Source organism: Vibrio alginolyticus NBRC 15630 = ATCC 17749 (genome assembly GCF_000354175.2).
In the GTDB taxonomy this organism is placed as follows: Bacteria; Pseudomonadota; Gammaproteobacteria; order Enterobacterales; family Vibrionaceae; genus Vibrio; species Vibrio alginolyticus.
In genome coordinates this window covers 1,524,194-1,550,295 of record NC_022349.1, presented here as the reverse complement: position 1 = coordinate 1,550,295, position 26,102 = coordinate 1,524,194, and the positions used below count along the sequence as shown (strand labels likewise).

General features: G+C 44.7%; 24 protein-coding genes and 1 pseudogene. 11 read left to right on the top strand and 14 right to left on the bottom strand.

The genetic code is table 11. From position 1 onward, the window contains the following. Window positions 1-7: 7 nt before the first annotated feature. The 3 genes and pseudogenes from nqrF (at window position 8) to nqrM (ending at window position 2,648) form a co-directional block, all read left to right on the top strand. Complete coding sequence (gene nqrF / locus N646_RS07015; RefSeq protein ID WP_005380271.1) at window positions 8-1,231, top strand: NADH:ubiquinone reductase (Na(+)-transporting) subunit F; 1,224 nt, start codon at window positions 8-10, stop codon at window positions 1,229-1,231. Between the two features lie 247 nt (window positions 1,232-1,478). Beyond that, window positions 1,479-2,392: pseudogene (locus tag N646_RS07010) on the top strand (FAD:protein FMN transferase). A gap of 22 nt (window positions 2,393-2,414) precedes the next feature. After that, window positions 2,415-2,648: a (Na+)-NQR maturation NqrM gene (nqrM, locus tag N646_RS07005; RefSeq protein WP_005380273.1), complete on the top strand. Its 234-nt coding sequence runs from the start codon at window positions 2,415-2,417 to the stop codon at window positions 2,646-2,648. A gap of 158 nt (window positions 2,649-2,806) precedes the next feature. Here the strand turns inward: nqrM and N646_RS07000 are convergent, their stop codons facing one another. Next, on the bottom strand, window positions 2,807-4,024 hold the full coding sequence (locus tag N646_RS07000; protein WP_017820770.1) for a response regulator: 1,218 nt from the start codon (window positions 4,022-4,024) through the stop codon (window positions 2,807-2,809). 187 nt (window positions 4,025-4,211) lie between these two features. On the opposite strand from N646_RS07000, the gene N646_RS06995 reads away from it, so the two are divergent. Together N646_RS06995 and dinB are read left to right on the top strand one after the other, a co-directional pair. Then, the gene (locus N646_RS06995) at window positions 4,212-4,445 is read left to right on the top strand and encodes a DUF2789 domain-containing protein (protein WP_005380277.1); all 234 of its coding nucleotides are present in this window, start codon (window positions 4,212-4,214) and stop codon (window positions 4,443-4,445) included. A 76-nt stretch (window positions 4,446-4,521) separates the two neighbouring features. Further along, complete coding sequence (gene dinB, locus N646_RS06990; RefSeq protein ID WP_025768236.1) at window positions 4,522-5,586, top strand: DNA polymerase IV; 1,065 nt, start codon at window positions 4,522-4,524, stop codon at window positions 5,584-5,586. Here the strand turns inward: dinB and N646_RS06985 are convergent. Next, window positions 5,583-7,508 (bottom strand): RecQ family ATP-dependent DNA helicase, encoded by a 1,926-nt coding sequence (locus tag N646_RS06985; RefSeq protein WP_017820769.1) that lies wholly within the window; start codon window positions 7,506-7,508, stop codon window positions 5,583-5,585. The genes dinB and N646_RS06985 overlap by 4 nt on opposite strands. Before the next feature lie 76 nt (window positions 7,509-7,584). Here N646_RS06985 and N646_RS06980 point away from each other — a divergent pair, with 76 nt between their 5' ends. Beyond that, window positions 7,585-8,064, top strand: coding sequence for a GreA/GreB family elongation factor (locus tag N646_RS06980; RefSeq protein WP_017820768.1), 480 nt, complete (start codon window positions 7,585-7,587; stop codon window positions 8,062-8,064). A gap of 61 nt (window positions 8,065-8,125) precedes the next feature. Beyond that, window positions 8,126-8,869 carry a YggN family protein gene (locus tag N646_RS06975; protein ID WP_017820767.1) on the top strand — a complete coding sequence of 248 codons (744 nt, stop codon included), beginning with the start codon at window positions 8,126-8,128 and terminating at the stop codon, window positions 8,867-8,869. A 136-nt stretch (window positions 8,870-9,005) separates the two neighbouring features. Here N646_RS06975 and N646_RS06970 read toward each other — a convergent pair whose 3' ends face one another. Continuing rightward, entirely contained in the window at window positions 9,006-11,552 is a 2,547-nt protein-coding gene (locus tag N646_RS06970) for an Ig-like domain-containing protein (protein ID WP_017820766.1), read from the bottom strand. A 378-nt stretch (window positions 11,553-11,930) separates the two neighbouring features. On the opposite strand from N646_RS06970, the gene N646_RS06965 reads away from it, so the two are divergent. Beyond that, entirely contained in the window at window positions 11,931-13,295 is a 1,365-nt protein-coding gene (locus N646_RS06965; protein WP_017820765.1) for a sodium-dependent transporter, read from the top strand. Window positions 13,296-13,399: 104 nt separating this feature from the next. Here N646_RS06965 and N646_RS06960 read toward each other — a convergent pair whose 3' ends face one another. The 5 genes from N646_RS06960 to tsaA form a co-directional block, all read right to left on the bottom strand. Further along, window positions 13,400-13,591: a DUF4250 domain-containing protein gene (locus N646_RS06960; RefSeq protein ID WP_005380289.1), complete on the bottom strand. Its 192-nt coding sequence runs from the start codon at window positions 13,589-13,591 to the stop codon at window positions 13,400-13,402. Beyond that, the gene (locus N646_RS06955; RefSeq protein WP_005391765.1) at window positions 13,591-13,797 is read right to left on the bottom strand and encodes a YaeP family protein; all 207 of its coding nucleotides are present in this window, start codon (window positions 13,795-13,797) and stop codon (window positions 13,591-13,593) included. The genes N646_RS06960 and N646_RS06955 overlap by 1 nt, the downstream gene beginning before the upstream one ends. Window positions 13,798-13,908: 111 nt before the next feature. Then, the gene (locus tag N646_RS06950; protein WP_017820764.1) at window positions 13,909-14,577 is read right to left on the bottom strand and encodes a tellurite resistance TerB family protein; all 669 of its coding nucleotides are present in this window, start codon (window positions 14,575-14,577) and stop codon (window positions 13,909-13,911) included. Window positions 14,578-14,756: 179 nt separating this feature from the next. After that, window positions 14,757-16,472, bottom strand: coding sequence for a proline--tRNA ligase (locus N646_RS06945; protein WP_017820763.1), 1,716 nt, complete (start codon window positions 16,470-16,472; stop codon window positions 14,757-14,759). A gap of 111 nt (window positions 16,473-16,583) precedes the next feature. Then, on the bottom strand, window positions 16,584-17,279 hold the full coding sequence (gene tsaA, locus N646_RS06940) for a tRNA (N6-threonylcarbamoyladenosine(37)-N6)-methyltransferase TrmO (RefSeq protein WP_005380294.1): 696 nt from the start codon (window positions 17,277-17,279) through the stop codon (window positions 16,584-16,586). A gap of 123 nt (window positions 17,280-17,402) precedes the next feature. On the opposite strand from tsaA, the gene N646_RS06935 reads away from it, so the two are divergent. From N646_RS06935 to N646_RS06930, 3 genes are all read left to right on the top strand, one after another. After that, entirely contained in the window at window positions 17,403-17,663 is a 261-nt protein-coding gene (locus N646_RS06935) for a type B 50S ribosomal protein L31 (RefSeq protein ID WP_005380295.1), read from the top strand. Window positions 17,664-17,666: 3 nt separating this feature from the next. Next, window positions 17,667-17,792 carry a type B 50S ribosomal protein L36 gene (gene ykgO, locus N646_RS23660; protein WP_005380299.1) on the top strand — a complete coding sequence of 42 codons (126 nt, stop codon included), beginning with the start codon at window positions 17,667-17,669 and terminating at the stop codon, window positions 17,790-17,792. A 229-nt stretch (window positions 17,793-18,021) separates the two neighbouring features. Further along, window positions 18,022-19,608 (top strand): AbgT family transporter, encoded by a 1,587-nt coding sequence (locus tag N646_RS06930; RefSeq protein ID WP_005380301.1) that lies wholly within the window; start codon window positions 18,022-18,024, stop codon window positions 19,606-19,608. A 106-nt stretch (window positions 19,609-19,714) separates the two neighbouring features. Here the strand turns inward: N646_RS06930 and N646_RS06925 are convergent, their stop codons facing one another. Genes N646_RS06925 through N646_RS06900 form a run of 6 tightly spaced genes read right to left on the bottom strand, consistent with a single transcriptional unit; the run spans window position 19,715 to window position 25,945 of the window. Beyond that, window positions 19,715-20,788 (bottom strand): hypothetical protein, encoded by a 1,074-nt coding sequence (locus N646_RS06925; RefSeq protein WP_017820762.1) that lies wholly within the window; start codon window positions 20,786-20,788, stop codon window positions 19,715-19,717. Continuing rightward, complete coding sequence (locus N646_RS06920) at window positions 20,785-21,897, bottom strand: ATP-grasp domain-containing protein (RefSeq protein ID WP_017820761.1); 1,113 nt, start codon at window positions 21,895-21,897, stop codon at window positions 20,785-20,787. Before N646_RS06920 ends, N646_RS06925 begins: the two co-directional genes overlap by 4 nt. Continuing rightward, a complete protein-coding gene (locus N646_RS06915; RefSeq protein ID WP_017820760.1) occupies window positions 21,885-23,153 on the bottom strand; it encodes a F390 synthetase-related protein in 1,269 nt (422 codons plus the stop codon). Before N646_RS06915 ends, N646_RS06920 begins: the two co-directional genes overlap by 13 nt. Beyond that, window positions 23,141-24,004 carry an MBL fold metallo-hydrolase gene (locus N646_RS06910; RefSeq protein WP_017820759.1) on the bottom strand — a complete coding sequence of 288 codons (864 nt, stop codon included), beginning with the start codon at window positions 24,002-24,004 and terminating at the stop codon, window positions 23,141-23,143. Before N646_RS06910 ends, N646_RS06915 begins: the two co-directional genes overlap by 13 nt. Further along, window positions 23,973-24,959 (bottom strand): NAD-dependent epimerase/dehydratase family protein, encoded by a 987-nt coding sequence (locus N646_RS06905; protein ID WP_017820758.1) that lies wholly within the window; start codon window positions 24,957-24,959, stop codon window positions 23,973-23,975. The genes N646_RS06910 and N646_RS06905 overlap by 32 nt, the downstream gene beginning before the upstream one ends. After that, window positions 24,956-25,945: a ketoacyl-ACP synthase III gene (locus N646_RS06900; RefSeq protein WP_005385334.1), complete on the bottom strand. Its 990-nt coding sequence runs from the start codon at window positions 25,943-25,945 to the stop codon at window positions 24,956-24,958. The genes N646_RS06905 and N646_RS06900 overlap by 4 nt, the downstream gene beginning before the upstream one ends. Window positions 25,946-26,102: the final 157 nt, after the last annotated feature.

The window sequence follows — 26,102 nt, the reverse complement described above, 5'->3', positions numbered from 1 at the left end:
ATAGTCAATGGACATTATTCTTGGTGTAGTGATGTTTACTCTGATCGTACTAGCACTAGTACTAGTGATTCTTTTCGCTAAGTCTAAGCTTGTACCAACAGGTGACATTACAATTTCTGTGAACGATGACCCTTCTCTGGCGATCGTTACACAACCAGGTGGTAAGCTACTGAGTGCTCTAGCAGGTGCTGGCGTATTCGTATCTTCTGCTTGTGGTGGCGGTGGCTCATGTGGTCAGTGTCGCGTAAAAGTTAAATCAGGTGGTGGCGACATCCTACCAACCGAGCTTGACCATATTACTAAAGGTGAAGCGCGTGAAGGTGAGCGTCTAGCGTGTCAGGTTGCAATGAAAACTGACATGGATATCGAGCTTCCTGAAGAAATCTTCGGCGTTAAGAAGTGGGAATGTACTGTTATCTCTAACGATAACAAAGCGACATTCATCAAAGAGCTTAAGCTACAAATTCCAGATGGCGAATCAGTACCTTTCCGTGCTGGTGGTTACATCCAGATTGAAGCTCCTGCTCACCACGTGAAATACGCAGACTACGATATTCCTGAGGAATACCGTGAAGACTGGGAGAAGTTCAACCTTTTCCGTTACGAGTCTAAAGTTAATGAAGAGACCATTCGTGCATACTCTATGGCTAACTACCCAGAAGAGCACGGTATCATCATGCTTAACGTTCGTATCGCAACTCCGCCGCCGAACAACCCAGACGTACCACCAGGCATCATGTCTTCGTACATCTGGTCTCTAAAAGAAGGCGACAAGTGTACTATTTCTGGTCCATTTGGTGAGTTCTTTGCGAAAGATACAGATGCAGAAATGGTATTCGTTGGTGGTGGTGCTGGTATGGCTCCAATGCGCTCACACATCTTCGACCAACTTAAGCGTCTGCACTCTAAGCGTAAGATGTCTTTCTGGTACGGCGCACGTTCTAAGCGTGAAATGTTCTACGTAGAAGACTTCGATATGCTACAAGCTGAGAATGACAACTTCGTATGGCACTGTGCACTGTCTGATCCACTTCCAGAAGATAACTGGGATGGTTACACTGGCTTTATTCACAACGTTCTTTACGAGAACTACCTACGTGATCACGAAGCGCCAGAAGACTGTGAATACTACATGTGTGGTCCACCTATGATGAACGCTGCTGTAATCGGCATGCTAAAAGATCTAGGTGTAGAGGATGAAAACATCCTACTAGATGACTTCGGTGGTTAATTCCTCCAAGTGATTGAATCTATGGCTAGCTCTCCAAGAGAGCTAGCCATTATTTTTTATAGACATAAAACTGATACTCAACAGTTGATATAGGTAATCGGATTGAAAGGATTGATCCTATTTCCCATATCAATTCAACAACATTGGGAGTTAACAAGTGAAAAAGTGGCTTGTTGCATTTGCTTCTCTATTGATTTTGGCTGGCTGTGAGCAGCCTGCCGATCAAATTCATTTAAGTGGCCCTACCATGGGGACTTCTTACAACATCAAGTATATCGAGCAAGATGGTATTCCAACGCCAAAAGCGATGCAGACAGAAATTGATCGCTTATTGGAAGAGGTTAATGACCAAATGTCGACCTATCGTGACGACTCAGAGTTAAGTCGTTTTAATCAGCATCAAACGAGCGAGCCATTTACAGTTTCGACACAAACTGCAACGGTAGTGAAAGAAGCAATTCGCCTTAACGGTCTTACTTTAGGTGCATTGGATGTGACGGTCGGCCCTCTAGTTAACCTGTGGGGGTTTGGTCCAGAAGCTCGTCCAGATGTAGTTCCAACCGATGAAGAACTCGCTGCTCGCAAAGCAAATACCGGTATTCACCACCTATCTGTTGATGGTAATACACTGTCCAAAGACCTTCCTAACTTGTACGTCGACCTATCGACGATTGCGAAAGGTTGGGGGTTGACGTGGTTGCTGACTACCTTCAATCTGAAGGGGTACAGAACTTTATGGTCGAAGTTGGCGGTGAAATGCGTCTCAAAGGTGTCAATCGTGAAGGTGTGCCTTGGCGTATCGCAATTGAAAAACCGACCGTTGATGAACGTTCAATTCAAGAAATTATTGAACCAGGCGACATGGCAATTGCAACAAGTGGTGACTATCGTAATTACTTTGAGAGTAATGGTGTGAGATACTCTCATATTATTAATCCACGAACAGGCAAACCAATTCATCATAAAGTGGTGTCTGTAACGGTATTAGATAAATCGTCGATGACTGCTGATGGTCTTGCAACTGGTCTTATGGTGCTAGGTGAAGACAAAGGCATGGCAATTGCGAACGAAAATAATATTCCTGTTTTCATGATTGTGAAAACGGAAGATGGTTTTAAAGAGTTGGCTTCGGAAGCATACAAGCCATTCATGAAGAAATAACAACAGAAGTGAGCATGTTTTTATGAATACATTTCTAATTACCTTTGCTGTGTTTGTCGCGGTAATCACTGCAATGGCTGTCGGATACATTTTCCAAAAGAAAGTCGTGAAAGGTAGCTGTGGTGGCTTAGGGGCAGTTGGCATCGAAAAAGTGTGTAATTGTCCAGAACCCTGCGATGCGCGTAAAAAACGTGAAGCGCGCGAGGCTGCGCGTGCTGAGAAATTGGCGGCGTGGGAAAAAGATAGAATTGCTTAGTATTGGTTAATCGTACTAAGAAAGTGATAAAGCTCAGCGTTCTGCTGAGCTTTATTTTTAGGCAGCTAACCAAAGCTCAGATGTCCGAGAAAGAGCCCAATACCGTGTTTTGTTGTTTCTTTCTCTCATGTTACAGAGCAAGACCACACTGATAGTCATTAGGACGAAGAAATGATTTGGTTACGTCCGTTCTCTTTGGCCATGTAAAGTCGCTCATCCGCCACTTTTATTTGTTGTTCCAGCTCCCCCTCGATGTTGCTTACACCAATACTCGCGGTCACAAGAATGTTTTTGTCCAAATAAGTTATTGGCGTTTTTTCTATGCGCTGTCTCATTTGTTCTAAGCGTGTTAGAAAGCCGTCATAGTCGCCACTGGCTTGAATACAAAACTCCTCGCCACCAAGCCTAGCGACAATATCATTTGGAAAATAGATTTTTAGAATATTCGCTATCATGACTAACACTGCATCGCCGCCCTCATGTCCGTGTGTATCATTTACTTGCTTAAAGAAATCGATATCAAGCATCGCGATGTTTCTTTGAGCGTTTTCTACATGGGGTTGCTCAAACAGAAAGCGGCGGTTCCATAAGCCCGTTAGCGCATCTTGATTTGCCATTTTAAACAGTTCAGATGTTGCGTCTTTGATATCTAACAGTTGGTGAATACGGCAAAAAAATTCTTCTTGATTAAATGGCTTGTATAAAAAGTCATTGGCCCCTGCTTTTAGAAACCTAGCCGTCATGGTCTTAGAGTTACTACCCGACAAGCCGAGAATGGCTAATTGATTTTTATCCCACCTCCGACGTAATTCACGCACCATAGTAATGCCATCTTTAACGGGCATATCATGGTCGGTTAAAACGAGAGTGATATCTGGATTTTGCTCGACAAGCTCTAGGGCTTTTTGCCCATTGTCAGCTTCCAACGTCTGAATATATTGATGCTCCAAAAGTTGGGCAATGTGTCTTCTTACGGTGTGTGAATCATCAACGACTAAACATTTGTGTTGTTGATTGTTGGTTAGTCGCTTGAGGAGTGGTAATAGATAGGAAACGGACGCCATGCTGTCTTTCAAAATATAGTCGAGGACACCTTTTGCAAGCATCTTTTCGCGAGTGTCTTCTTGAAATCGAGCCGTTAAAACAATGACACGATGACCATGTTCCAAAACGAGGTCAATAATCTCGCCATCTTGAGCATCCGGTAAACAATAGTCTAAAACCGCACAGAAGAGGTCCTGTGCTGAAGATAACAAGTTCTTTGCCTCCGCGTAGCTTTCCGCTGCGATGACCTCATAACCAGCTTGGCTTATTGTTTGGCAAAGAAAGTTTTTAAATGCACGACTATCTTCAACAACCAGAATCTTATTACTCAAGCGCAGTCCCCAAAATTAATTGTTTAAAATCAATGATAACTAAAATTAAACTTATCGCCATCAAAAAACACATGTCAACCAAAAGTAGAACAACTACTCAAATGTTTGACACGCATCCGTTAACATCACATCATTATTCCTGTCTTAGTTATATAATTATGTTTAGCTAACGTAGGGAGAAAGTAGTATGGAAATGCATCAACATGGTATGGCTGAGCTATTTCAACAACTGGGCCTCGGTAGCTCTCCTCAAGAAATGAAAGATTTTATTAATCAACATCGACACAAAAGAGATTCTGCGCCTTTACATGAAGCTAGCTTTTGGACGATGTCACAGGCGAACTTTCTAAAACAAGCCATCGAAGAAGATGCAGATTGGGCCGAATTAGTCGATCAATTGGACGTAATGCTTCGAGATTGACGTTCGCTTAAACACGCCCATTTCTCTTCAGGTAGATTTGATTTATACTGTTTTTTTGAACAGTGCTTTGATGGCTATGTCAGATCGAATTAGAAAAATTATTCATGTCGATATGGATTGTTTTTATGCTGCCGTAGAGATGAGAGATAACCCCAGTTACCGTGGCATTGCACTCGCTGTTGGCGGACATGAAAAGCAGCGTGGAGTGATTAGCACCTGTAATTATGATGCGCGTAAATATGGTGTTCGCAGTGCAATGTCAACGGCGCGCGCGCTGCAACTCTGTCCTCATTTGTTGGTTGTGCCCGGTAGAATGCATGTATATAAGCAAGTCTCTCAGCAGATTCGTGCTATTTTTGAGCGTTATACGCCTATCATTGAACCTCTCTCATTGGATGAAGCATACCTCGATGTCACGGACTCGACAGCTTGCCGTGGCTCCGCTACGTTGATCGCAGAGTCAATTCGCCGCGATATCTGGAGTGAACTTGGGTTGACGGCATCGGCGGGCATTGCTCCGATAAAGTTTCTTGCCAAGGTCGCGTCAGACATGAACAAGCCCAACGGTCAGTTTGTGATTCCGCCAGAGAAAGTCCAAGAGGTTATCGATAGTCTTCCGCTAGAGAACATTCCTGGTGTGGGGAAGGTGAGTCTTGAGAAGCTCCACCAAGCCGGTTTTTATCGATGTGAGGACATTAAAAACAGTGACTATCGAGAGTTGTTGAGGCAGTTTGGTCGTCAGGGTGCCTCCTTATGGCAGCGAAGCCATGGAATTGATAATCGAGAAGTCGTTGTTGAGCGCGAGAGAAAGTCCGTCGGTGTGGAAAGGACATTCAGCCAGAACATCGCAACCTATGATGAATGTTGGCAAGTGATTGAGGAGAAACTTTATCCTGAACTCGAGAAACGTTTAGAGCGTGCAAGCCCAGATAAGTCGATTATTAAACAAGGTATTAAAGTCAAATTTGCCGACTTTCAACTGACAACAATTGAGCACATCCATCCGCAATTAGAGCTTGAGGACTTCAAGATCTTGCTAAGAGATATTCTTAAACGCCAAAATGGACGGGAAATTCGCCTTTTAGGCTTAAACGTGATGCTCAAGCCCGAAGACCAAGCGCGTCAATTGAGCTTTTTTTAGGCCCTTACCGTTTCTACCTGCGTTAATACCTGCTCAAAACTTACGTTTGCCATTGCACCATAACCTGCTAGCTTTGAGGCTTTTAGCTGGCTAATCAAAGGAGTGCTGATTCCGCACAAGAAGCGAGCAACGGCATCATTACTGATGGCCGATGGGGAAAGCTGAATAAACTCCTGCGCCCATATCGATACTTGAGATTGTTCAATATCTTCAGGTTCTGGTGCTGTGAATGTGGCGACGTGACCACGACACACGGAGCAGTGACCACATTGCTTTGGTGCATCGTGATCCGCAAAGTAGTTCGCCAATTGTGAGCTCAAACAGTGCTCGGACTGGAACAAGTGCAGCATGGTGTGGATTCTTTCGATATCTTTGCTTTCTTTGGATTGGAACAGTTCATACAGTTGTTGGATTAAAACATCCGAGCTCTGTTTGGTTGGCATAACTGAGTACACGTCCGTCAGTTGTTTGCTCTCTAGTTCTATCCAGCCGTTCTGGTGAAAATAGTCGAGCGCTGCGACAACTCGGCTGCGTTCCGATTGATAGTTCAGCCATAGCGCTTCTAGATCAACTTGGCACCACACTTTGGCTTTTTGTGAGCAGGAAAAAATGGCCTCCACAAATTGACGTCGCTCGCCTTGAAATTGATTCACAATAAATTGCTGATCGTGCAAAAACTTAAACCGATATTCCGCAAAGTAACTGTACTTTGCTTCAATGACGTTATGTAGCTCCAAATAAACCAACAAGGTTTTGAGTGGCAATTGGCGGATATTACTTTCACGCGACAAACGCAGTGGCACTACCTCCCATTGTGGAGCATGTTCTTTCGCTTGCTCGACTACATAGTTAATTGACGTAAATTCTGGTGTGTCACCATAGACAAAATTCTCCAACACCGTTAAGCCGGACGTATTGCCTAGCAGAATGCACTCAGAGCGTTGCCCGTCCCTGCCAGCACGTCCAATCTCTTGTGCGTAGTTCTCGATTGATTTGGGTAAGTCGAAGTGAATGACGCGTCGAATATCAGATTTATCGACCCCCATACCAAATGCAATCGTTGCAACAATACAGTCAATTTGGCCATCCATGAACTGCTGTTGGATTTGTGCACGAACGTCGCTTTTCATGCCAGCGTGGTATGCGTGAGCGTTAATGCCAATATGGATTAATGACTTTGCTACTCGTTCTGCTGTTTGCTGTTGCGTCACGTATATGATGGTCGGAAGCTTAGGTGAAGAGGCGATGATCTCACTGAGCTGTTCTTGTTTCTTTGTTTCCTCACACGGGATCACCGATATATCCAGATTGGGGCGGTAGAAGCCTGTAACGGTAATATGTTCACTGGCAATATCGAACTTTTTTTGCATGTCTTCAATAACTGCAGGCGTTGCCGTTGCGGTGAGAAGTAAAGACTGTGGGATGTTCAGTTCACGTTGATATTGCGGTAGTTTGAGATAATCTGGACGAAAGTTATGCCCCCATTCGGAAATACAGTGCGCTTCATCAATGACCATCAAAGAAATCGGTACTTGGCGAATGAATTCACGAAAACGCTCGTTTTTTAGCCGCTCAACAGAAATCATCAAGATTTTGATTTGTCCATTCTTCACGCCAGCCATGACCTTTTGTGCTTCTTCTCTACTTTGACTGCTATCGATAGAAGCGGCCGCGATTCCTTTACTTTGTAAAAAGCTCAGTTGATCCTTCATTAACGCCAACAACGGAGAGATCACCAACGTAAGGTTGGGTAATATGGTTGCAGGTAGTTGATAACAGAGTGACTTCCCCGAGCCTGTAGGAAAGATTGCCGCAGCAGAGTAACCATTCATAACGGCTTCAATAACGGGTTGCTGACCTTGGCGTAATGAGTCAAAACCAAATACAGATTGAAGTGTTTGATGCAGCGAGTCACTTTGCATAATAGGGAAACCTTTCTTTGATGGTAAACTTGGCTACATTAACACACCCCGAATACTAAACGCGCGTCCTAAAAGTATGAACAAAGCTGACTTAGTCCCAATTATCATCCAACATCTGGAAGAAAAACTTCAAGTTGCCCATGCATCGGCTCAGCGAGCTATCGATGCCGCGACAGATGAAGAAACTGTTCCCGAGCACAAGTACGATACATTGGCACTTGAAGCCGCGTATCTTGCTCATGGACAAGCCATGCGAATTCAAGATAGTGAAGAGGAATTGCGTCAATATCGTTCTTTAGTGACTCGCAACTTTAAGAATGCGCCTGTTGGTGTTGGTGCTTACGTTGTTCTCGCAGATGAGAATTTGCTTGAAAAGCACTTCTTTGTAGGCCCTTGCTCTGGTGGTCTGACTGTTAAATATCAGGCTCAGGAAGTCTTTGTCTTAACAGCAAAATCTCCTCTTGGTCGAGCGTTATTCGGGAAAGAAGAAGGCGATGAGATTGATGTGAAAATAGGAGAAAAAACAACTTGTTACGAAGTCGTGACGGTTTGCTGACATCTCATGTATCACTCAGTGTTATGTTTAACACGAGTAATGTTAAATAAAAGAGAATGACATGAAAAAGCTTTTTACACTCTCATTGCTGATGGTCAGTGCTACTGGTTATGCAGCGCAGTGTCGTGTGGACATCAATAATGAAGTCCGTATGGATGGGCAAAGCTTGGAAATTCGCCAAACGACAGGTGATAAAGCTGTCGTGGATGAGGATAACAACCTTTTCATCAAAGGTGAGCTAATTGAACTCAATTCTGACCAGAAAGCGGCAATTGAAGACTATCGCGAAAAAATGAACGCGTATATTCCACAAGCAAAGCAATTGGCGAGTGATGGTTTAGCGCTTGCGAATGATATTATTGATGATGTTGCGGAAAGCCTCGATGCACCTGGTGCGTTTGATAATGTAAAAGTCGCAGTAAAGGACTTTTTCGCTGATGTTGAATCACGTTACTACAAAGATGGTGATTTCATCCTGCCGGCGGAGAGTTTTGAGTCTATGACACAAGGGTGGACTGAAGACTTTGCAAAAGCACAAGAGATCTTCAATAAAGAGTTTTTAGCCAGTTCGTTGGATGCTTTATCGAAAAAAATGAAGGAAGAGGGAGGAATAAACCTCACTGCATTATCAGAGAGTATGGCTGAGCTCAGCGCGAAAGTAGAAGAGCGTTTAGCCGAGCATTCGAAAGAGGTAGAACAACAAGCAGAAGACTTGTGCGATTCGCTGGATGACATGGCAGGGCAAGAAGACGATCTGTTGAAGAAAATCCCTGAGCTAAAAGATTACCGAGTATTTACGATTTAATTACTCATTAAAAAGTAAAAAACTCAATGAGATAAAGAAAGAGAGCACGATTGTGCTCTCTTTTCGTTTTTACATACTTGAATAAGTAATGGAAACAAGACGATATTTGCGTTTTACTCGCTTGTTCTTTGATAGCTTATTGCGTATTCATCTCGGTGAGTTTATCGCCGACAGGTTTTGAGAAGTTAAAGCCATCATGCTGATCCCAGTTGATAGACCATGTCATTACCCCTGCATAATTCGGGTAATGGTACGCTGGTTTAACGGTGCCACATGAAGTGCCTTTGGTTAAACAATCTAGTGCGTTGATAATATTCTGTGTTGGAGCCTGCCCTGAATTTGCCGAGCTAGGACCTGAAGGTAAACCGATTGCGACTTGATCATCGCGCAATGGTGCAAATTGAGTGCCGTCGGCCAACTCAAAACCTTCGATAAGCATTTTAGATTGCGCTACCATCATATCCACAGAGCCTTCTGGTGCACTGCCTGGCAGGTATGGGTTTGGCAAACCGCCGTTGTTATATAACTGGACGTGAAGCAAGTCGAGCGTGCTGCGTGTCTCGTTTATCACAGGAATGTAAGCTCCCCAAATACCGCTGTAAGCCACATAGCCGCCTTGAACATAAGGGTGCTCAGGCGCCATGGTTAGGTACATATCGCCACCCATGTTTTGCTCTATTTGAAGCAAAGCACGACCAAGGCGAGCTTGAATTTGCGAGCCATGAACTAAGTTAGAACCACTCTCTAAATCCACATCTAGACCATCAAAGCCCCACTCAGCGATAAGACCTGTTAGGCTAGAGACAAAGTTGGCTTCATCTTGGTCGGTATTCAGCGTAATCGTGCCTTCTGCGCCGCCAAGAGAGAGAACAAACTTCTTACCTTTAGCTTGAAGCGCTGCCATGTCCTGCTTGAATTGTGTTGGATCGAGTGCTGGACAATCGCTGTAAATATCGCCTGAATATAGATTAAAGTGCACGGTGCCATCACTGTTGCGATCATTTTCAGCAAAGGCAATATCAATCACATCCCAAGCATCTGCCATATCCGCTAGACGAATTGGACAGCCCGCTCCATTTACAAAATTGTGCCAGTAACCGATGAGTTTATGGCGTTTATCTATTTGCTCAACCACCGTTATTGCTGCGGCGTCAGACAATGCATTGGTTCCTGACAAATCCACAGCTTGGGCGCTAACTGTAAAGTTACCAAGTGCAGTTGGTGTCCAGTTGGCTGTGTAAGGTGCCGTGGTATCGGTTGCAACAATAGAGCCGTTGATCATGAAATCAACGTGTTTAATGCCTGAAGTTAAAGACGTTGCATCGGCGCTTAATGCGAGGCTTTTGCCTAATCCGGCGGTCTGACCGCTGCTTGGTGAAGTCAGAGAGACGACCAAATCTTTATCGCTGACTTCCACCCCAACCAGGGACTCTGACGTGTTGTTATCATTATCGGTTGCGACGGCTTTAAGCTGGTTAGCGCCAATAAGTGTGGCGTTCCAAGTAACGGAATATGGTGCTTGAGTGGTGACCCCTAAGCTGGTGTTGTTCGCAAAAAACTCAACTTGCGTGACTGTGCCATCAGCATCGCTTGCGTTTGCCGTGATTTCGTTATTGCTGCCAGCGAGCACGACTTGTCCATCCGTTGGTGCCGTAATGGTAACTTGCGGTGGTGTCGAACAAGCACCTAGGCCACTCCAAGCATCTTGCCAGTATAGCCCTTCACCAGGCTCGTAAGCCCATGTCGCATCCGAGGAGCACCAACCAGCAACATCACAACGATATTTTTGGTTGAAGTGAGAAACCAGGTCGCCAGCTTGATAACTTGTGCCTGCAACATAAGGTACTGCATCTGCACATCCGCCCGTTCCGGTTTCTGAATTACTAATAACCAGCGCTACTTCTTGGCTCATCGTTGCGAGGTTTGTATCATCAGTCGCTTGTGCTTTGAACGAGTATGTACCTGGACTCGCGGTCCATTGATACTCGTAAGGTGCACTAGTATCAATGGCGACAGATTGATTGTTTACGAAGAACTCAACTTGTGTGACCACACCATCAATATCGTCAGCTTGAGCGGCTACGGTTAGGTTATCGCCTACATTAAGCACTTCTGTGCCTACTGGGCTTGTCAATGAAATGCTTGGTGGCGGTAATTCGACTTGTGGTTGAACTTGGATAGAAATCGTCGTGGTGCTAACAGCTCCCTCATTATCTGTCGCAATTGCGGTCAATTGCGAGATCCCTTCAATAGCTGTCCAAGAAGCTTCGAATGGTGCTTGAGTTACCACAGCAACGGTTTGGTTGCCTGCAACAAACTCAATTTGTGTGATTTGGCCATCTTCGTCTGCTGCGTTGGCTAACAAAGTGATCGCACTGCCTTCGGGAATTTGTGCGTTGTTTATTGGAGAGGAGAACGACACCGTTGGTGATAAGTTGTTGCTTCCACCATCGCATTGCCCTAACGCTTTCCATGCTTCCCAAGATCCTGAGTTGGTCACGGGGTCATTGCCTTGCGTCCAATATGCAGCCTCATAAGCGGCTCCTTGCGTTTTTACTAAAGCGCCCGATGTATAAGTCGCAGTGCTGTCCCAGTCGGGTAGACTTTGACAGTTATAGGCTTGAGCTTGGTAGCTGGCGCTGAGTGCTACAATCATCGCTCCGTGAAGTAGGGTGACCTTCATTTTCCTCTCCTTGAATCATGGGTATAAATGAGAACAGAGTAATAACTAGCTGATAAATAGACATTAGGGGGAAAAAGCGAAGCACAATATTCTGCTTTTCGACACAGTATCACGAGGAACAGTTCGTCCCTTACACCAGAGCTCATTATTTTTCGGCTCACTTCACGGCAGAAGGATTGGTAAAATTCAGCCACGTGAAACGAGCAACAGTCACGAGGCTTTTGAGCGATGAATATGAGATGTACGTTAAAATTTACAAGCTGAATGACTATAAATTATTTCAACTGTCGAGGATTTAACCGAGGTACTCTTGTTGAATAGTGAATATTGCTATAGTGTACTAGTTAGCTAGTTCAATGATATTTTTGTGTGAGTAGTATGACACAGCAAACCTCTTCTCAGCCTCGCGAGCATTTTGGCTCTCGTCTCGGGTTCATCTTAGCTGCCGCAGGTGCCGCAGTTGGCCTTGGCAATATTTGGGGCTTCCCAACTCAAGCAGCCAGTAATGGTGGCGGTGCTTTCCTGTTAGTTTATTTGGTGATGATTCTTATCGTCGCATTTCCGATGCTGGTGGTTGAAATGGCGATTGGTCGCCATGGTCAAGCCAACCCTGTAGACAGTATGCGTGCAATCACAGATAACCCTACCGGTAAAAATCTCGGCGGCATTGTGGGTTGGATTGGTTTAAGCGTACCAAGCGCTGTCTTAGCGTTTTATTCAATTGTTGGTGGTTGGTTGATCTGCTTTTTACTGGGTGCAATCACAGATCTAATGGGGTTAGAAGCTGCAACTCAATGGCTAAAGGGCTTTAGTGTTGAACGTAACTTGTTCGGAACCATTACTTTTTATGTACTGACGATTCTCATCGTACAAGGTGGCGTAAAACAAGGTATTGAAAAGTGGTCCACACGTTTGATGCCAGCATTGTTTGTTCTGTTTGCTCTGCTATTTGCTTACATCATGACGCAAAACGGTGCGATGGAAGGTCTGAAACATTACCTAGTGCCGGATTTTGAAAAGGTATGGGACCGCAAGTTGATTCTTGCTGCAATGGGACAGGGCTTCTTCTCGCTTACGATCGGTGGCTGTTCAATGCTGATTTACGGATCTTACTTGAGTAAGAAAGAAAACCTACCAAAGATGGCGATGAACGTGACCATGGTAGATACTGCCGTTGCTTTCATTGCAGGGTTAGTGGTGATGCCAGCGATGTTTGTAGCAATGCAAAAGGGCGTTCAAATCTATGCAGAAGATGGCTCTCTCTTAAGCTCAGATACGTTAGTGTTTACGGTATTGCCACTAATGTTTGATAGTTTAGGTTTGCTTGGTCAATTATTCTCTATTGTGTTCTTCTTATTGCTGACGATTGCGGCGCTAACGTCTTCCATTTCAATGTTAGAGTGTCCAGTGGCTTTAGTGAGTGAGCGCTTCAATACTAAGCGCAGCGCAACGAGCTGGGTTTTAGGTGGTCTCATTGCCTTGTTCAGTGTGGTGATTGTTTATAACTTTGGCGCTCTGTTTGGTATGGTCGCGACGGTTGCTACTCAATATCTACAACCAACCGCTGCGCTCTTATTCTGCTTATTTGGTGGTTGGGTATGGAATCGCAACTCAAAAATCAAAGAACTTGAGCAAGGTTGCCCGGAGTTTACGCAAGGTTGGTTTGGTAAGTTATGGCCTGCGTATGTGAAGTTTGTATGTCCAATTCTTGTGGCGACAGTCATCTGGGCTTCATTTGGCTAACCGAGACGCCTATCGAATAAAAGAAAAGGGCTTGATGGTAACTCATCAAGCCCTTTTTGATATTGGTTATTCTCGTTTCGGTTATCCGCCAAGAATGGTGTTGATTAACGGAATTGTCCTGCTTCTGGAAGAAAGTCAAAACCAGCAGAAGCCAGTTTTGTCTCCAGTGCTGTGCGTTCGATATCGAAGAAAGCCACCAGTTTATCTAAGTCACCACCGAAGTCGTCGCGTAGCTTCATATTCACAATGCTCATCAGCATGACAGGATCCATGGATTCAAAGTTCGCTAGATTCATTACTTATCCTCAAAATCTGAAATCAGTAGGTTTGCCGCAGCAAATGCCGCTTTTTCACGCACTTCTTTAGGCAGGGACTCATCCGCTGCAACATCGTTCAGTGCTTTAACTGCACATGAAATTGCTTGGGGAATATAAGCTTGATCGCCACTACCAATCTGAGCATAAAGCTCACGAACCAGTTCACAACAGCCGTATACTTGCATGTTTTCTTTCCACTAAATGATAACTTATCTCAATATACACACAGCGGATTTGAAACTCAAAGTACAGAGTTGTTTTGGCTCAAGTTGAAGGTTTGCTTGAGCGAGATTTAATCACTGCATTTGTGCTTCTAACTGCTGGGTGACTTCTGGTGAAAGTTGAAGTTGTTTTGCTAGTTCTTGCAGATACGCTTTTTCCATAAAGTTTTGTTCATCAGCGACGATCAAAGACGCCAGGTAAATTTCTGACGCTTGTTGAGGAGAGGTCGCCTGATTAGCAATTTCAGCAGGATCAAGCGGTTTGTTTAACTCTTGCTGAACGAGGTGACGAACGTGCTCATCTGCGCCCATATCCGCGAGAGCTTGTTCAATGCGCGCCATTTCCTCTTCATCAACGTGACCATCAGCTTTTGCAGCTCCAATCATTGCTTTTAAAATTAAGACACTGTGTTTACTGTCATCGGGGTCAAAGGTTTCTTGAACACCTTGACCGGATTGCTTGGCTTGCCAGTCGTTATACACTTTGTAGGCCAAGGCTCCAAGCGCAGCTGCGCCACCGACTTTTAATGCGCTTGACCCTACTTTTTTAGTCATTTTTTTACTTTTCTTTGAGCCCATCAGCATACCGATGAGGCCTCCGCCTACAGCACCTGCTCCTAGCGTTTTTAGGCTACTTGAATTTGATGAGGATTTGATGTTGTTGGTTTGTTTGCCCAATGCATCTGCACCTTGCTTAAGTAAGTCTGATTTGAGTGCTTGGTTTAGAAGACTTTTTAAATCCATAACTGACCTCCTTTAGATGATGAAATCAGTTTAATAGCAAGAAGCTGAACCAAAGATTAACAAAGTGAATAGTTCGAAAAAGGTGGAGGGAGGATGTTGAGCTGTAATAAAAAAGGGCTGACCGAAGCCAACCCTTTTTAACTATTTGAAATTACTTCAAATGCGAACTCGTCGAGTGCTTACTTTAGTTGAGCTTTTACGTGCTCAACAATGTCAGTCATTGCGACTGCTGTTTTCTCACCAGTAGCACGGTTCTTGTATTCGAAGTTGCCTTCTTTCATTGAGCGGTCACCGATAATAATTGTATGCGGTACACCAATAAGCTCCATGTCAGAGAACATTACGCCTGGGCGTTCTTTACGGTCGTCAAATAGCACTTCGATGCCCATTGCCGTTAGCTCAGCGTACAATTTCTCAGCGGCTTCTTTCACTTCTTCTGACTTGTGCATGTTCATTGGAACGATCGCTACCTGGAATGGTGCGATTGCATCTGGCCAGATGATGCCGTATTTGTCGTGGTTTTGTTCAATAGCAGCCGCTACTACGCGAGTGATACCGATACCGTAACAACCCATTTCTAGGATGACGTTCTTACCATCAGGGCCCAGTACACCACAGTTCATCGCTGCGGAGTAAGCGTTACCTAGTTGGAAGATATGGCCAACTTCGATACCACGCTTAAGCTGGATAATGCCCTTGCCACATGGGCTTGGGTCACCTTCCACAACGTTACGTAGGTCTTCAACTTGACCAAGCTCTACATCACGACCCCAGTTAATACCGAAGTAGTGTTTGCCATCGATGTTCGCGCCCGCACCGAAGTCGCTCATTACCGCAACGCTGCGGTCAACAATGAACGGCAGTTTAAGGCCAACAGGGCCTAGTGAACCAGGGCCTGCACCGATAAGCTCACGAATTTCTTCTTCAGATGCCATTTCCAATGGAGCTGCAACCTGAGGAAGGTTTTCTGCTTTCACTTCGTTCAGTTCATGATCACCACGAATAATAAGCGCGATGATTGGCGTATCAACTTCGTCAGATGCTTTCACAAACAGTGTTTTCACTGTTTTTTCAATTGGTAGTTCGAACTGCTCAACCAATTCAGCGATTGTTTTCGCGTTTGGCGTATCAACCAACGTCATTTCTTGTGTTGGTGCCGCAGCCTCAGAGGCTGGAGCTAGTGCTTCTGCTTTTTCAATGTTTGCCGCGTAATCTGACTCGCTAGAAAATGCGATGATATCTTCGCCGCTTTCAGCCAGTACGTGGAACTCTTGAGAGCCGCTACCACCGATAGCACCGCTATCTGCAAGTACAGGACGGTAATCCAGACCCATGCGATCGAATGCTTTACAGTAAGCATCGTGCATTGCGTCGTATGACTTTTGTAGTCCGTCTTTATCAATGTCAAAGCTGTACGCATCCATCATTGAGAATTCACGTGAACGCATTACGCCAAAACGTGGGCGTCGTTCGTCACGAAATTTAGTTTGGATTTGGTACAGGTTTAGCGGAAGCTGTTTGTAAGAGCTCACTTCATTGCGAACAAGGCTAGTGATCACTTCTTCAGCGGTTGGGCTAAGTACAAACGGACGAACATGACGGTCAGTAAAGCGAAGTAGCTCAGGGCCCATCTTTTCGCTGCGGCCTGTCTCTTCCCATAGTTCAAACGGCTGAACAACGGGCATCAAAGTTTCGACTGCGCCTGCATTGTCGATTTCTTGACGAACGATGTTTTCGACTTTACGCAGTACACGTAGACCAGTAGGTAGCCAGGTGTATAAACCTGAAGCCAGCTTACGGATCATACCTGCACGTAGCATGAGCTGGTGGCTCACTACTTCTGCGTCGTTTGGAGTCTCCTTCAGAGTAGAAAGAAGATAATTACTGGTACGCATTAAATTTATCCGTTTATTTAAGTTAGATACTCAAGCTTGAATAAGCAGGAGTATGGGAGTTCCCGAAAGGGAAATTTGTTAGCCGTCTATAATATCAGCCAATTGCGTTTGTCAAAAGCTTTCAATAGCGGTAACCGTTATTAAGTTGCTTGTTGCTGTGAACTTTACGTTCAAGTCGAACAAATTTACCGCATATTCTTTGTCGTCCGGCTTGTTTTTCTTATATGCAGGGCGAGGATCTTGTGCCAGAACTTGTTCAATGACTGATCTTACATAGTCAGTATCGGATCGATTTTCTATCGTTGCTAATGCTTGAGCAGAAAAGGTGACTTGTGACTTTTCTGGCTCTTGGTCTGCGTATCCGCCTTGTGCTTCCGAAATAGAATCCGAATAGGGAATATAAGGCTTAATATCCACAATCGGTGTCCCATCCACGAGATCTACACTGCCTAAATCAAGATAGATTTGATCGCCTTGCTTAGTGACTCCTTTCACTTCAACGGCTGACATTCCGATTCCGTTTGGACGGAAAGTCGAGCGCGAGGCAAAGACACCAATTCGTTCATTGCCGCCTAATCGTGGCGGACGTACAGTTGGTTTCCAACCAGCTTCCAGATTCTGATCAAATAGAAACAACAACCAAACGTGAGAGAACTGTTCTAGCCCACGCACTGCTTCAGGGCTATTTGCTGCACCTAACAGTTTTACGCGTGCTTTAGCCTCTGGTACTAAGCGTGGTTGGCGCGGAACTGCAAACTTTTCTTTGTACGGTGTCTCAATGACGCCGATGGGTTCGATGGAATACATGGTGGACATCTTTAAGAATTCATTGAGATGAAAAGTATCACAAATTTCTCTTGCTTTTCTTGTTGATAATGATTATTAATTAAAATGTTATAACATAACAATTTAATTAAAAGGAAAAGTATTATGAAACCAGGAATCCACCCTGAATATCGTCCTGTGGTGTTCCACGACACCAGTGTAGATAAGTACTTTGTCGTTGGTTCTACGTTGAAAACGGAGAGAACCATCGAATGGAAAGATGGCAAAACTTACCCTTACTTTACGTTAGATGTGTCGTCAGCTTCTCACCCGTACTACACCGGTAAACAGCGCGTTGTACAAACCGAAGGTCGCATTGCGAACTTCAACCGTCGTTTTGGTCAATTTAAGAGCGAAAAGGAATAAATCATGAAGGTAGTAAAATCATTAAAAAGTGCAAAAAGTCGTCATCCGGATTGTCAGATTGTAAAACGGAGAGGGCGTCTTTATGTCATTTGTAAAACGAACCCGAGATTCAAAGCTGTGCAAAAGTAATCAGCCTGCATATATCTAACTTATGGTTTTGTTTAATTGATAATGTTGAGTTAATTATCTTACATGGATGAAATATCTACATTTTTATTCAATGTTGGTTATAAATGCCTCTATTCGTCACAGTTTGTAACATTTAGGGCTTTTATTTGACCTTCTACTCAAGTACCCTTCGCACGCTTTTTGACATTTTTGTCACATTTGCATAGGAATAAAAACAAGGAGGGAACAGATGAGTTCATCTGATTCAATTAAACAAAACTCGCCTAAGAAGCCGCTGTTTACGCGCTTTTTGGATACTGTCGAATATTTGGGGAACTTATTACCCCACCCGATCACACTATTTGCCATTTTCTGTTTAGCCATTCTGGTGATGTCGGGTATTGCAGGATACTTCGAAGTTTCCGTAGTTGACCCTCGTCCTGAGGGTGCAAAAGGTCGTGCCGCGGATGGCATGATTCATGTCGTTAGCTTGCTTAACGCTGATGGCCTTGAGCTAATCGTTACCAATCTAGTGAAAAACTTTGTCGGCTTTGCACCTTTGGGTACGGTATTGGTTGCTATGTTGGGTGTTGCTATTGCTGAATACTCAGGCTTGCTATCTGCAGCAATGCGTGGCTTAGTCATGGGTGCATCTCAACGCATGGTAACAGTGACGGTCGTTTTCGCGGGTATCATTTCAAATACGGCATCAGAGCTTGGCTATGTGGTACTTATTCCACTGGCTGCAATGCTGTTCCATTCTTTAGGTCGTCACCCACTTGCCGGTCTTGCTGCGGCGTTCGCTGGTGTATCTGGTGGTTACTCAGCAAACCTACTTATTGGTACGGTTGACCCGCTGTTGTCAGGCATTACTGAAACGGCGGCGCAAATGATCGACCCAACTTACACTGTTGGTCCAGAAGTTAACTGGTACTTCATGTTTGTGTCGACATTCTTCATTGCAATCACAGGTGCGTTTGTTACTGAAAAAATTGTTGAGCCAAAGCTTGGCAAATACAGTGAAGAAGAAGCCTCAGAAGATTTGTCGAACGACAAAATGGGTGGCTTAACAGACATTGAGAAGAAAGGCCTAAAACTAGCAGGTGTTGCTGTACTGGTTGTTTCAGCGCTGCTTGCTTGGACGGTTGTTCCAGAAGACGGCATTCTACGTTCTGATGCAGGTACAATTGCAGGTTCACCATTCCTGAAAAGTATCGTGGCATTCATCTTTGTGTTCTTTGCTATTCCAGGCTTTGTGTTTGGTAAAGTTGTTGGCACGATGAAGACGGATCGCGATGTAATTGATGCAATGGCGAAATCTATGTCTTCTATGGGCATGTACATTGTATTAGTTTTCTTTGCGGCTCAGTTCGTTGCTTTCTTTAAATGGACTAACTTCGGTCAGGTATTCGCGGTTGCTGGCGCTAGCTTCCTGCAAGAAATTGGCTTAACTGGCCCAATGTTGTTCTTTGCCTTCATCCTGATGTGTGGATTTATCAACCTAATGATTGGTTCGGCATCGGCACAGTGGGCAGTAACGGCTCCGATTTTTGTTCCTATGTTGATGCTTGTTGGTTATGCACCGGAAACGATTCAGGCTGCTTACCGAATTGGTGACTCGACGACAAACATCATTACTCCAATGATGAGCTACTTTGGTTTGATTCTTGCCGTAGCGACTCGTTACATGAAGAACTTAGGTATCGGTACGCTGATCGCGACCATGCTACCTTACTCAATCTGCTTCATTGTAGGTTGGAGTGTGCTGTTCTACCTATGGGTATTCGTATTTGGTTTACCAGTAGGCCCTGGCGCAGCAACATACTACACACCGTAGAAAACGGTTACCTCACACAGCTCCATTATAAAAAGCCTGCGAACGTCGCAGGCTTTTTTATCGATTGAGACTGTGTACGCAGGCTTACCTGATTATAGATGTCGGTTTATAGCTGAAAACGCATCAACAAAGGGCGATAAAAGTGCTGAGTGAGCCAGCATAAGCTTTTCCAAATTATGCGTTTGTACCAAGGTAAGTGCGCAATATAAACATAGCTAAATTCAATTTCTGGCCGGGCTTTTCTGTTGCGTTTAAAAGCCGGAGCACCTGAGCTCATATTAAAGCGACGCTGGAATATCATTGCGTGGCGGATGGTATAGGCCGATATTCGACGATACAATGCGAGGCGTTGTGGCTTATTGGTATCGTAGCCAAAAATTGGGCAAGTCATATCATTATCAATTTCTACAATGCCTAACGTAGCCAGCATCTCTTCTTGATAAAACAGTCCCACTAACTGTACTAATTTGTTCTGGCTCGCCTGTTTTAAATATTGGGTTGAAAACTGTATGTTATTGAGGCTGTATTTATCAAGGTAAAGCATGTCATATAACTCTTTGGCACGCTGAAACTCTTCATCAGTGGTCAGTGGCCTAAACTGCCAATCTTTATCATTAAGCAGTTTGAAGTCTTTCGTTAAATCTCGGTTGAAGCTGAACGCTTGCCAATCATCAAGTAAATACACTTGTCGTGTTACCAAGCTTTGCCATTTTGGCTGCTTCAATCGCTGAATTAAGTGTAAATGCTGACGCTGGTTGAGGGAGCGAAGCACCAAGGGAAAGGTGGGGTATTGATCGCGTGCGACGCGACGCAGTTCATCGAGATTTAAGGCTGCCCATTGTTCGCTATACATATTGGTGGACAAGCACTGATTGTTGAGCGTTTGGACTTGATCCAATCCAGCCAGTGATAAGATTGGTTTAGTCATATTAATAAGTAACTTACATACCCATCGAACAGCCACATTTTTGACTTTGTGAAGCTCTTCTTCGGCGTAGCCACTAAGCAGTGTCATAGGGGAGACTGCATAACAGTTGTTTGGTATTTTTGGTGTTACGGAGTAAGGAATGGCAACGTCATCGATATAGTAGCAACCAAAGCTTGCTGTGCATTCATCAATAGGATTTGACTGCATGAGAGTGATAAAGGTTTGATGCCATTCTTGAGAGGAAAGTGTCATGAGTTCAATGCCTCTCCATTCCACTCAATATCAACGGTAGAAGCGTCGCTCCACTTCGTCTTGTTCTGCCTAGCTAACCGGAGTAATTCAAACATACTCCGGATTTGGCTCCCGACCGGTAAGTTATGCTGTTGCATCACATTCACTCCAGACCACCAATCTAGCCAAGTTCGAGCCTTGAACAGGGATAACCCGCCTTCAGCGATGAGTGTTATTGGACCTAAATGATGCAATCGCTGCTCGGAAGGACTGGTAAACTCCATATTAGGAAGCAGTTGGTTGCATCGAGACGAGAGTAGGTGCAAACCACTGGTGGCTCTTGGGTTACATTCAATCACGTAGAGTTCATCTTGTGATTTGATGAAGTCAAACGACACTTGCCCATGATAAGTATGACGTTTACCAAAAGCTGCGATAAATGTATCTAGTCGTTCGCACGAGATCGGCTGAAAAGCACTGGCGGCCGAGCCGTTTACACAGTATTTCGGCACATAAGCTTGGTGTGCTTTAAGGTCACCATGTTCAAAAATGGCATAGTTACACACCGGAGTCCCATGGATTTTTTGTTGCTGAACCCAAGGGAAAAGGGGCGATATCGTGGCGGCAGAAATAGACTGAGTCGTCACATCTCTTATGACTTGCCCGCCAAACCGAGAGTAAACGGGTTTTAGAACGGTTCTCTTATTAATTTCAATCTCACTTTTATCAGCGACCAAACGAGTTTTTGGAAGTGTGATTTCTGGCAAACCTTGAAGCTGTTCAAAGACGGTCAACTTGTTGTGCAGGGCATTGAGTAGTCCCACATTGGGCAGAAAAAAATCTACTTCTGGGCATTGTTTGGCAACATGAGCCAAGTAATAAACTTCTTCACAAGTGGGTATCACTATATCAATACGCATCTGAGTAATGATTTTTAGGATCTGCTGTTGATAGGTGGGAAACGTAAATCGAGGTGAAGCGGTGGGTATATAAGACTCGATACCTCGCAAAAATGATCCCAGAGGCTTTTTTAGCGAATCGGTGAGAATTACTTCATGCCCATGATGCATACACATGGTTGCCCACTCTAGTGCAACTGGTGCTCGGGCTCCGGTGATTAAGACCCGCATATGTTCACCACACGTCGTTGTTTATTCATTGGCGTCCAAATAGGCGCAGGGCGGTAACTAAATCTGACAGGATCAAGCCGCAATTGGTCAAACAACTTTATCAAGGCTTGATGTATAACCCGATGGTGGTGAACATCCGCTTCAATTTGAATGGCTTGTGACCCTGTTTGGGTGATTCGGTAATCCACGCGACTTTGGGCGGATAGTGTTATAGCGCGGTAGATGAGATCTGGTAACACCGTCACTGGGACGTGGTTTGCGTTTAGCGTGAGGCGATCACCACATCGTCCGGCAATCGCGCCAAGAGGTTCAAATACGCCATTATCCTGTTTATTCTCAATAATATCGTCGAGCTGATAACGAATAATGGGCTGAGTTTTACGACGAAAATCGGTGATAATTGGGCTGTAATGAGTACGTTCGGTATTCAGCCAATGTTTTTCGATGTAAACAACATCTTGATTCCAGCGCATTTGTCCATGCTGTTCAGTACATGCAAGAAAACCTTCGGTACATTGATAGACTTCATGGAGTTCGCTGTCGAACCGTTGAGAAATAAAGTGACGGTCACTCTCAGTTAGGACTTCTGCACCAGAAATGATCCGCTGTGGTTGAATTGCGGGTTGACCAAATTGACCGCTGAACTGGGCGCAGAGCTGAAGAGCTTGCGCACTACCAACCAAAAGCGTGGGTTGGAACTCATCCAATTCTTTTATCCATTCTTGGTAAGGTTTAGTTAAATCCGCATAAAAGAATGTGACAGGGCCTTTCGCGACGGATTTATACAGTGGGCTGTTGGCGCGCAAGGCTAGCGCAATTCGGTGCTTTTGCCATAGGTTGGGCAACAGGCGAGCCAATATATTGCCAGCCCACAGTTGCGTTTCCTGTTTGTCAGCAAGAAACAGCCCGCGCATGCCTGATGTGCCCGAAGAAAGCCCAACCGTAACATCGCCAACTTTCGAAGCGGCAAAGTTGCGTGACTGCTCTGCTTTGAGTGCCTGCTGCATTAACTGTTCAGCATCTAAGCCCTTCGTATTCAACTCTGAAAGGTTCTCCATCATGGTTTGCTTATTCATGATAGGGAAATCACTGAGTGGTGCACCTTGAAGTGAGCGGTAATACGGTGAATGGCGGCATACCCAATCCAAGTGTTGCGTTAAGTGTTGTTGCTGCCATGTTTCGACTTGTTCCCTTGAGCCGAAGGGGCGGTAGCGGGTTCGCCAGAATTCTGAGATAAGCGTTCTCACTTCATCCATCCTTCTTTGATTAGCTGCTGGATAGTTTCCTGACAATGTGAAGGCACGAAGCGAACAAAGTGGTGGGTTTGTTGGTAGCAACTTCTCAACTCGGAGAGGGTGTTTTTGTAGGCTTTTGTATCATCGCAAAGCATGTTCGCCAGCCAATGTTGATCGATATTTTCACTCAAGCTCTCGATTAACCAGCATGCATCGGCGAGTAAGAACAGCCAACCTTGGTCTCTTTTAACCAGCAAGCCCACTTGGCCAGCTGCATGGCCTGGCAAGCTAACCATATAAATAAATCCATCGTCGAACATGTCTTTACAGAGCAAATTAACACCTTGGCACTGAGGAAGAATTTGGCTGATTGATACAGAAAAATCACTATGAATGAATAAGTTAGATTCAAGTTGTGGAGGAAGTAGAGCTTTTAGGTATCCTTTTCTTACGCCTCCAATTCGACCACTTTTAGTAATTGCATCCACCCCTTTTTGTTGGCAATGCAATTGAGAGTGGGAAAACTCAGACACGGCCGCAATGTGATCAGCATGGAAGTGGGAGAGCACTAAGTGTTCAATATCATGAGGTTTGAGACTTTCTTTTGCTAACTGCGCAACAATTCCGTGTTCTTTTTTATAGCGACAAGGTGTTGTCCAAGCATAAAAACGTTCAGGGAAGGGACGAGTCGCGCTAAAAAAATGCTCGTGATATCCCGTGTCAAACAGGATGTTGCCTTGTGTTGGGTGCTGAATTAACGCAACGGCTGCCGGAAATGCTCTAGGCTTGATACCAGAACCTGGTTTGACAACAAAGCCTGGGTGTACGCAGTGTCCAGCCTCAAAGATTTTTATTTTTAGACCAGTTTGCATACTGCTGTATTCCTTCTTGAATTGAAAAAAGCGGTTGATAATTCAGTGTTTGTTTAGCCTTGCTGATATCCAGAGTTTGATGATAGTTAAATAATCCTGCGCTGTATGAGGTGAGCCTTGGTTCTGGCTGATGTGGTAGGTGCCTTCGTATTTGCTCACTGAGCTTTAATAATGGTGATACAACGCCATATGGTAATGATTGTAACGTTACTTTTAGGTTTAACCCCTCACATAAAGCTTGCAGAACAGTCTCAATTGGCATTGGTTCGTTGTTGGAAATGTTGAACACATCACCATGCTGAAGTCGGTCTGCCTGAGTGCAAGCGAGCATCGCTGCATGGGCAACGTTATCGACATAAGTCAGATCAACCACAGGATTTCTACCCGATGGCAGAAGCAGAGTGTTGTTTTTTATCGCCTTAAGCACTCTTGGGACAATCGCGCGATCATTGGGTCCAAAAATGCCACGCGGTCTTAAAATGATCGCTTTGCTTTGGCCTTTTACGGCTTCAATTTCCGATAGGTATTTTGTGTGTGCATAATCATTACACCAGTATGAAGCTATGGCGCCGGTTTCTCGAATATTCCAACGGTCTTGATGGTCAAAGTAGACGCTGGTGGAGGAAATATGGATAAAACGCGAGATTTGATGGGTATTAGCCGCATTGACGAGGTTTTTGGTGGCATCTACATTGGCTTGATAAAACGCCTGCCATTTTCCCCATGGGCTTGAGAGAGCGGCACAATGGATGATTGCATCCATACCTTGGCATACCGCATGAACTGCTGAGTGGTCTCTTAAATCGACTATATGTGGGATAACATCGAATTGCTCGGCGAGTTGTTTAGCGATGACTGTATTTCGTGCTGTAAAATGCAGTTCATGCTGCTGGTGAAACATTCTCAGAATTGCGCTACCCAACATCCCGCTGCCACCAGTGACCAATATCTTCATAGTTTTAGCACTCCCATCCCTAGTGACAACCCTGCGGCGGTGCCAGCTAATAACACATGTTTTCCTGCGGTTTCTGGCTGATTACGCAGCCAGTGTAAGTTAATTGGGAGTGAGGCGGCGACTTGGTTTCCCAAAGTCGAAAAGTGATTAACGGTTTTCTCTGTTGGTAGCCCGGTGAGTGAAGGCAGTTTTTTTAATCCATGCGCGCTGGCTTGATGAGGAAGAAAATAATCAATATCGCCGAGTGTTACCGGAGAGGCGTCAAACCCTTTTTTTAGAAACGCTGGTAAGGCTTTACGCACATGTTTAAAGAGTGCTTTGCCCTCCATCTCAAACTGGCAACTTTTTAAATAGGCTTGATGCTCGGAGGTATGCGGATTGATATGACTACCTCCGCCCTTAATTTGACAAAATGAATACCCGGTATGATGCGTTTCAAAGTGACTGGTGAGCAATCCATCATCGTTGTGTTCTTCGAGCAAAAATGCGGCGGCACCGTCCGCGAATAAGGTTGCAACTTCTGGTTTGAGCGTAAAATTTCGATTCAGTGTGATGCCAGTGGCGAGTTCGCTGGTGACAATAAGAATCCGACGGTACCGTTTTGCTAAGAATAGACTCTGAGCAAGATCAAGCGCAGAGAGAAAGGATAAACAGGTGCTGTTCAAATCAAAGCTTTCTAGCCATGTTGGAGCGTCTAACGCGGCGAGAACCGCTGAAGCGTCGTAGGGTAGAGACTGGTGGTGTGTACCGCTAGCGTAGATAAGGAGATCAACGGAGCTTAAGGTATGTGTGTTTCCTAAACACTGCTCTATTGCCTGCACCGCCATGTAAATAGCGGTCTCTTTTGTATTGGCTACATGACGATATTCAACGTCGAATTTATTTCGGCAGGTCCCTGGCGCTAATTTTAGGAAGTGATCCATCTCTCGATCAGACCATTGATTCGTTGGCAGGTAGCTTCCACTGGAAACGATGTTAAAGCCCATTATTCTCTATACACTTATTAAAAACGTCGTTCAAAATAAACCACGTTGCATATTGAAGCTATGGTGAGCGAGATGAAAAATAAACAGAACAAAACAAATGGGAGTAAGAGCACGCTTTGGGTGCAATGCTGAGAATGAATTTTCAGGAATGAGCCAG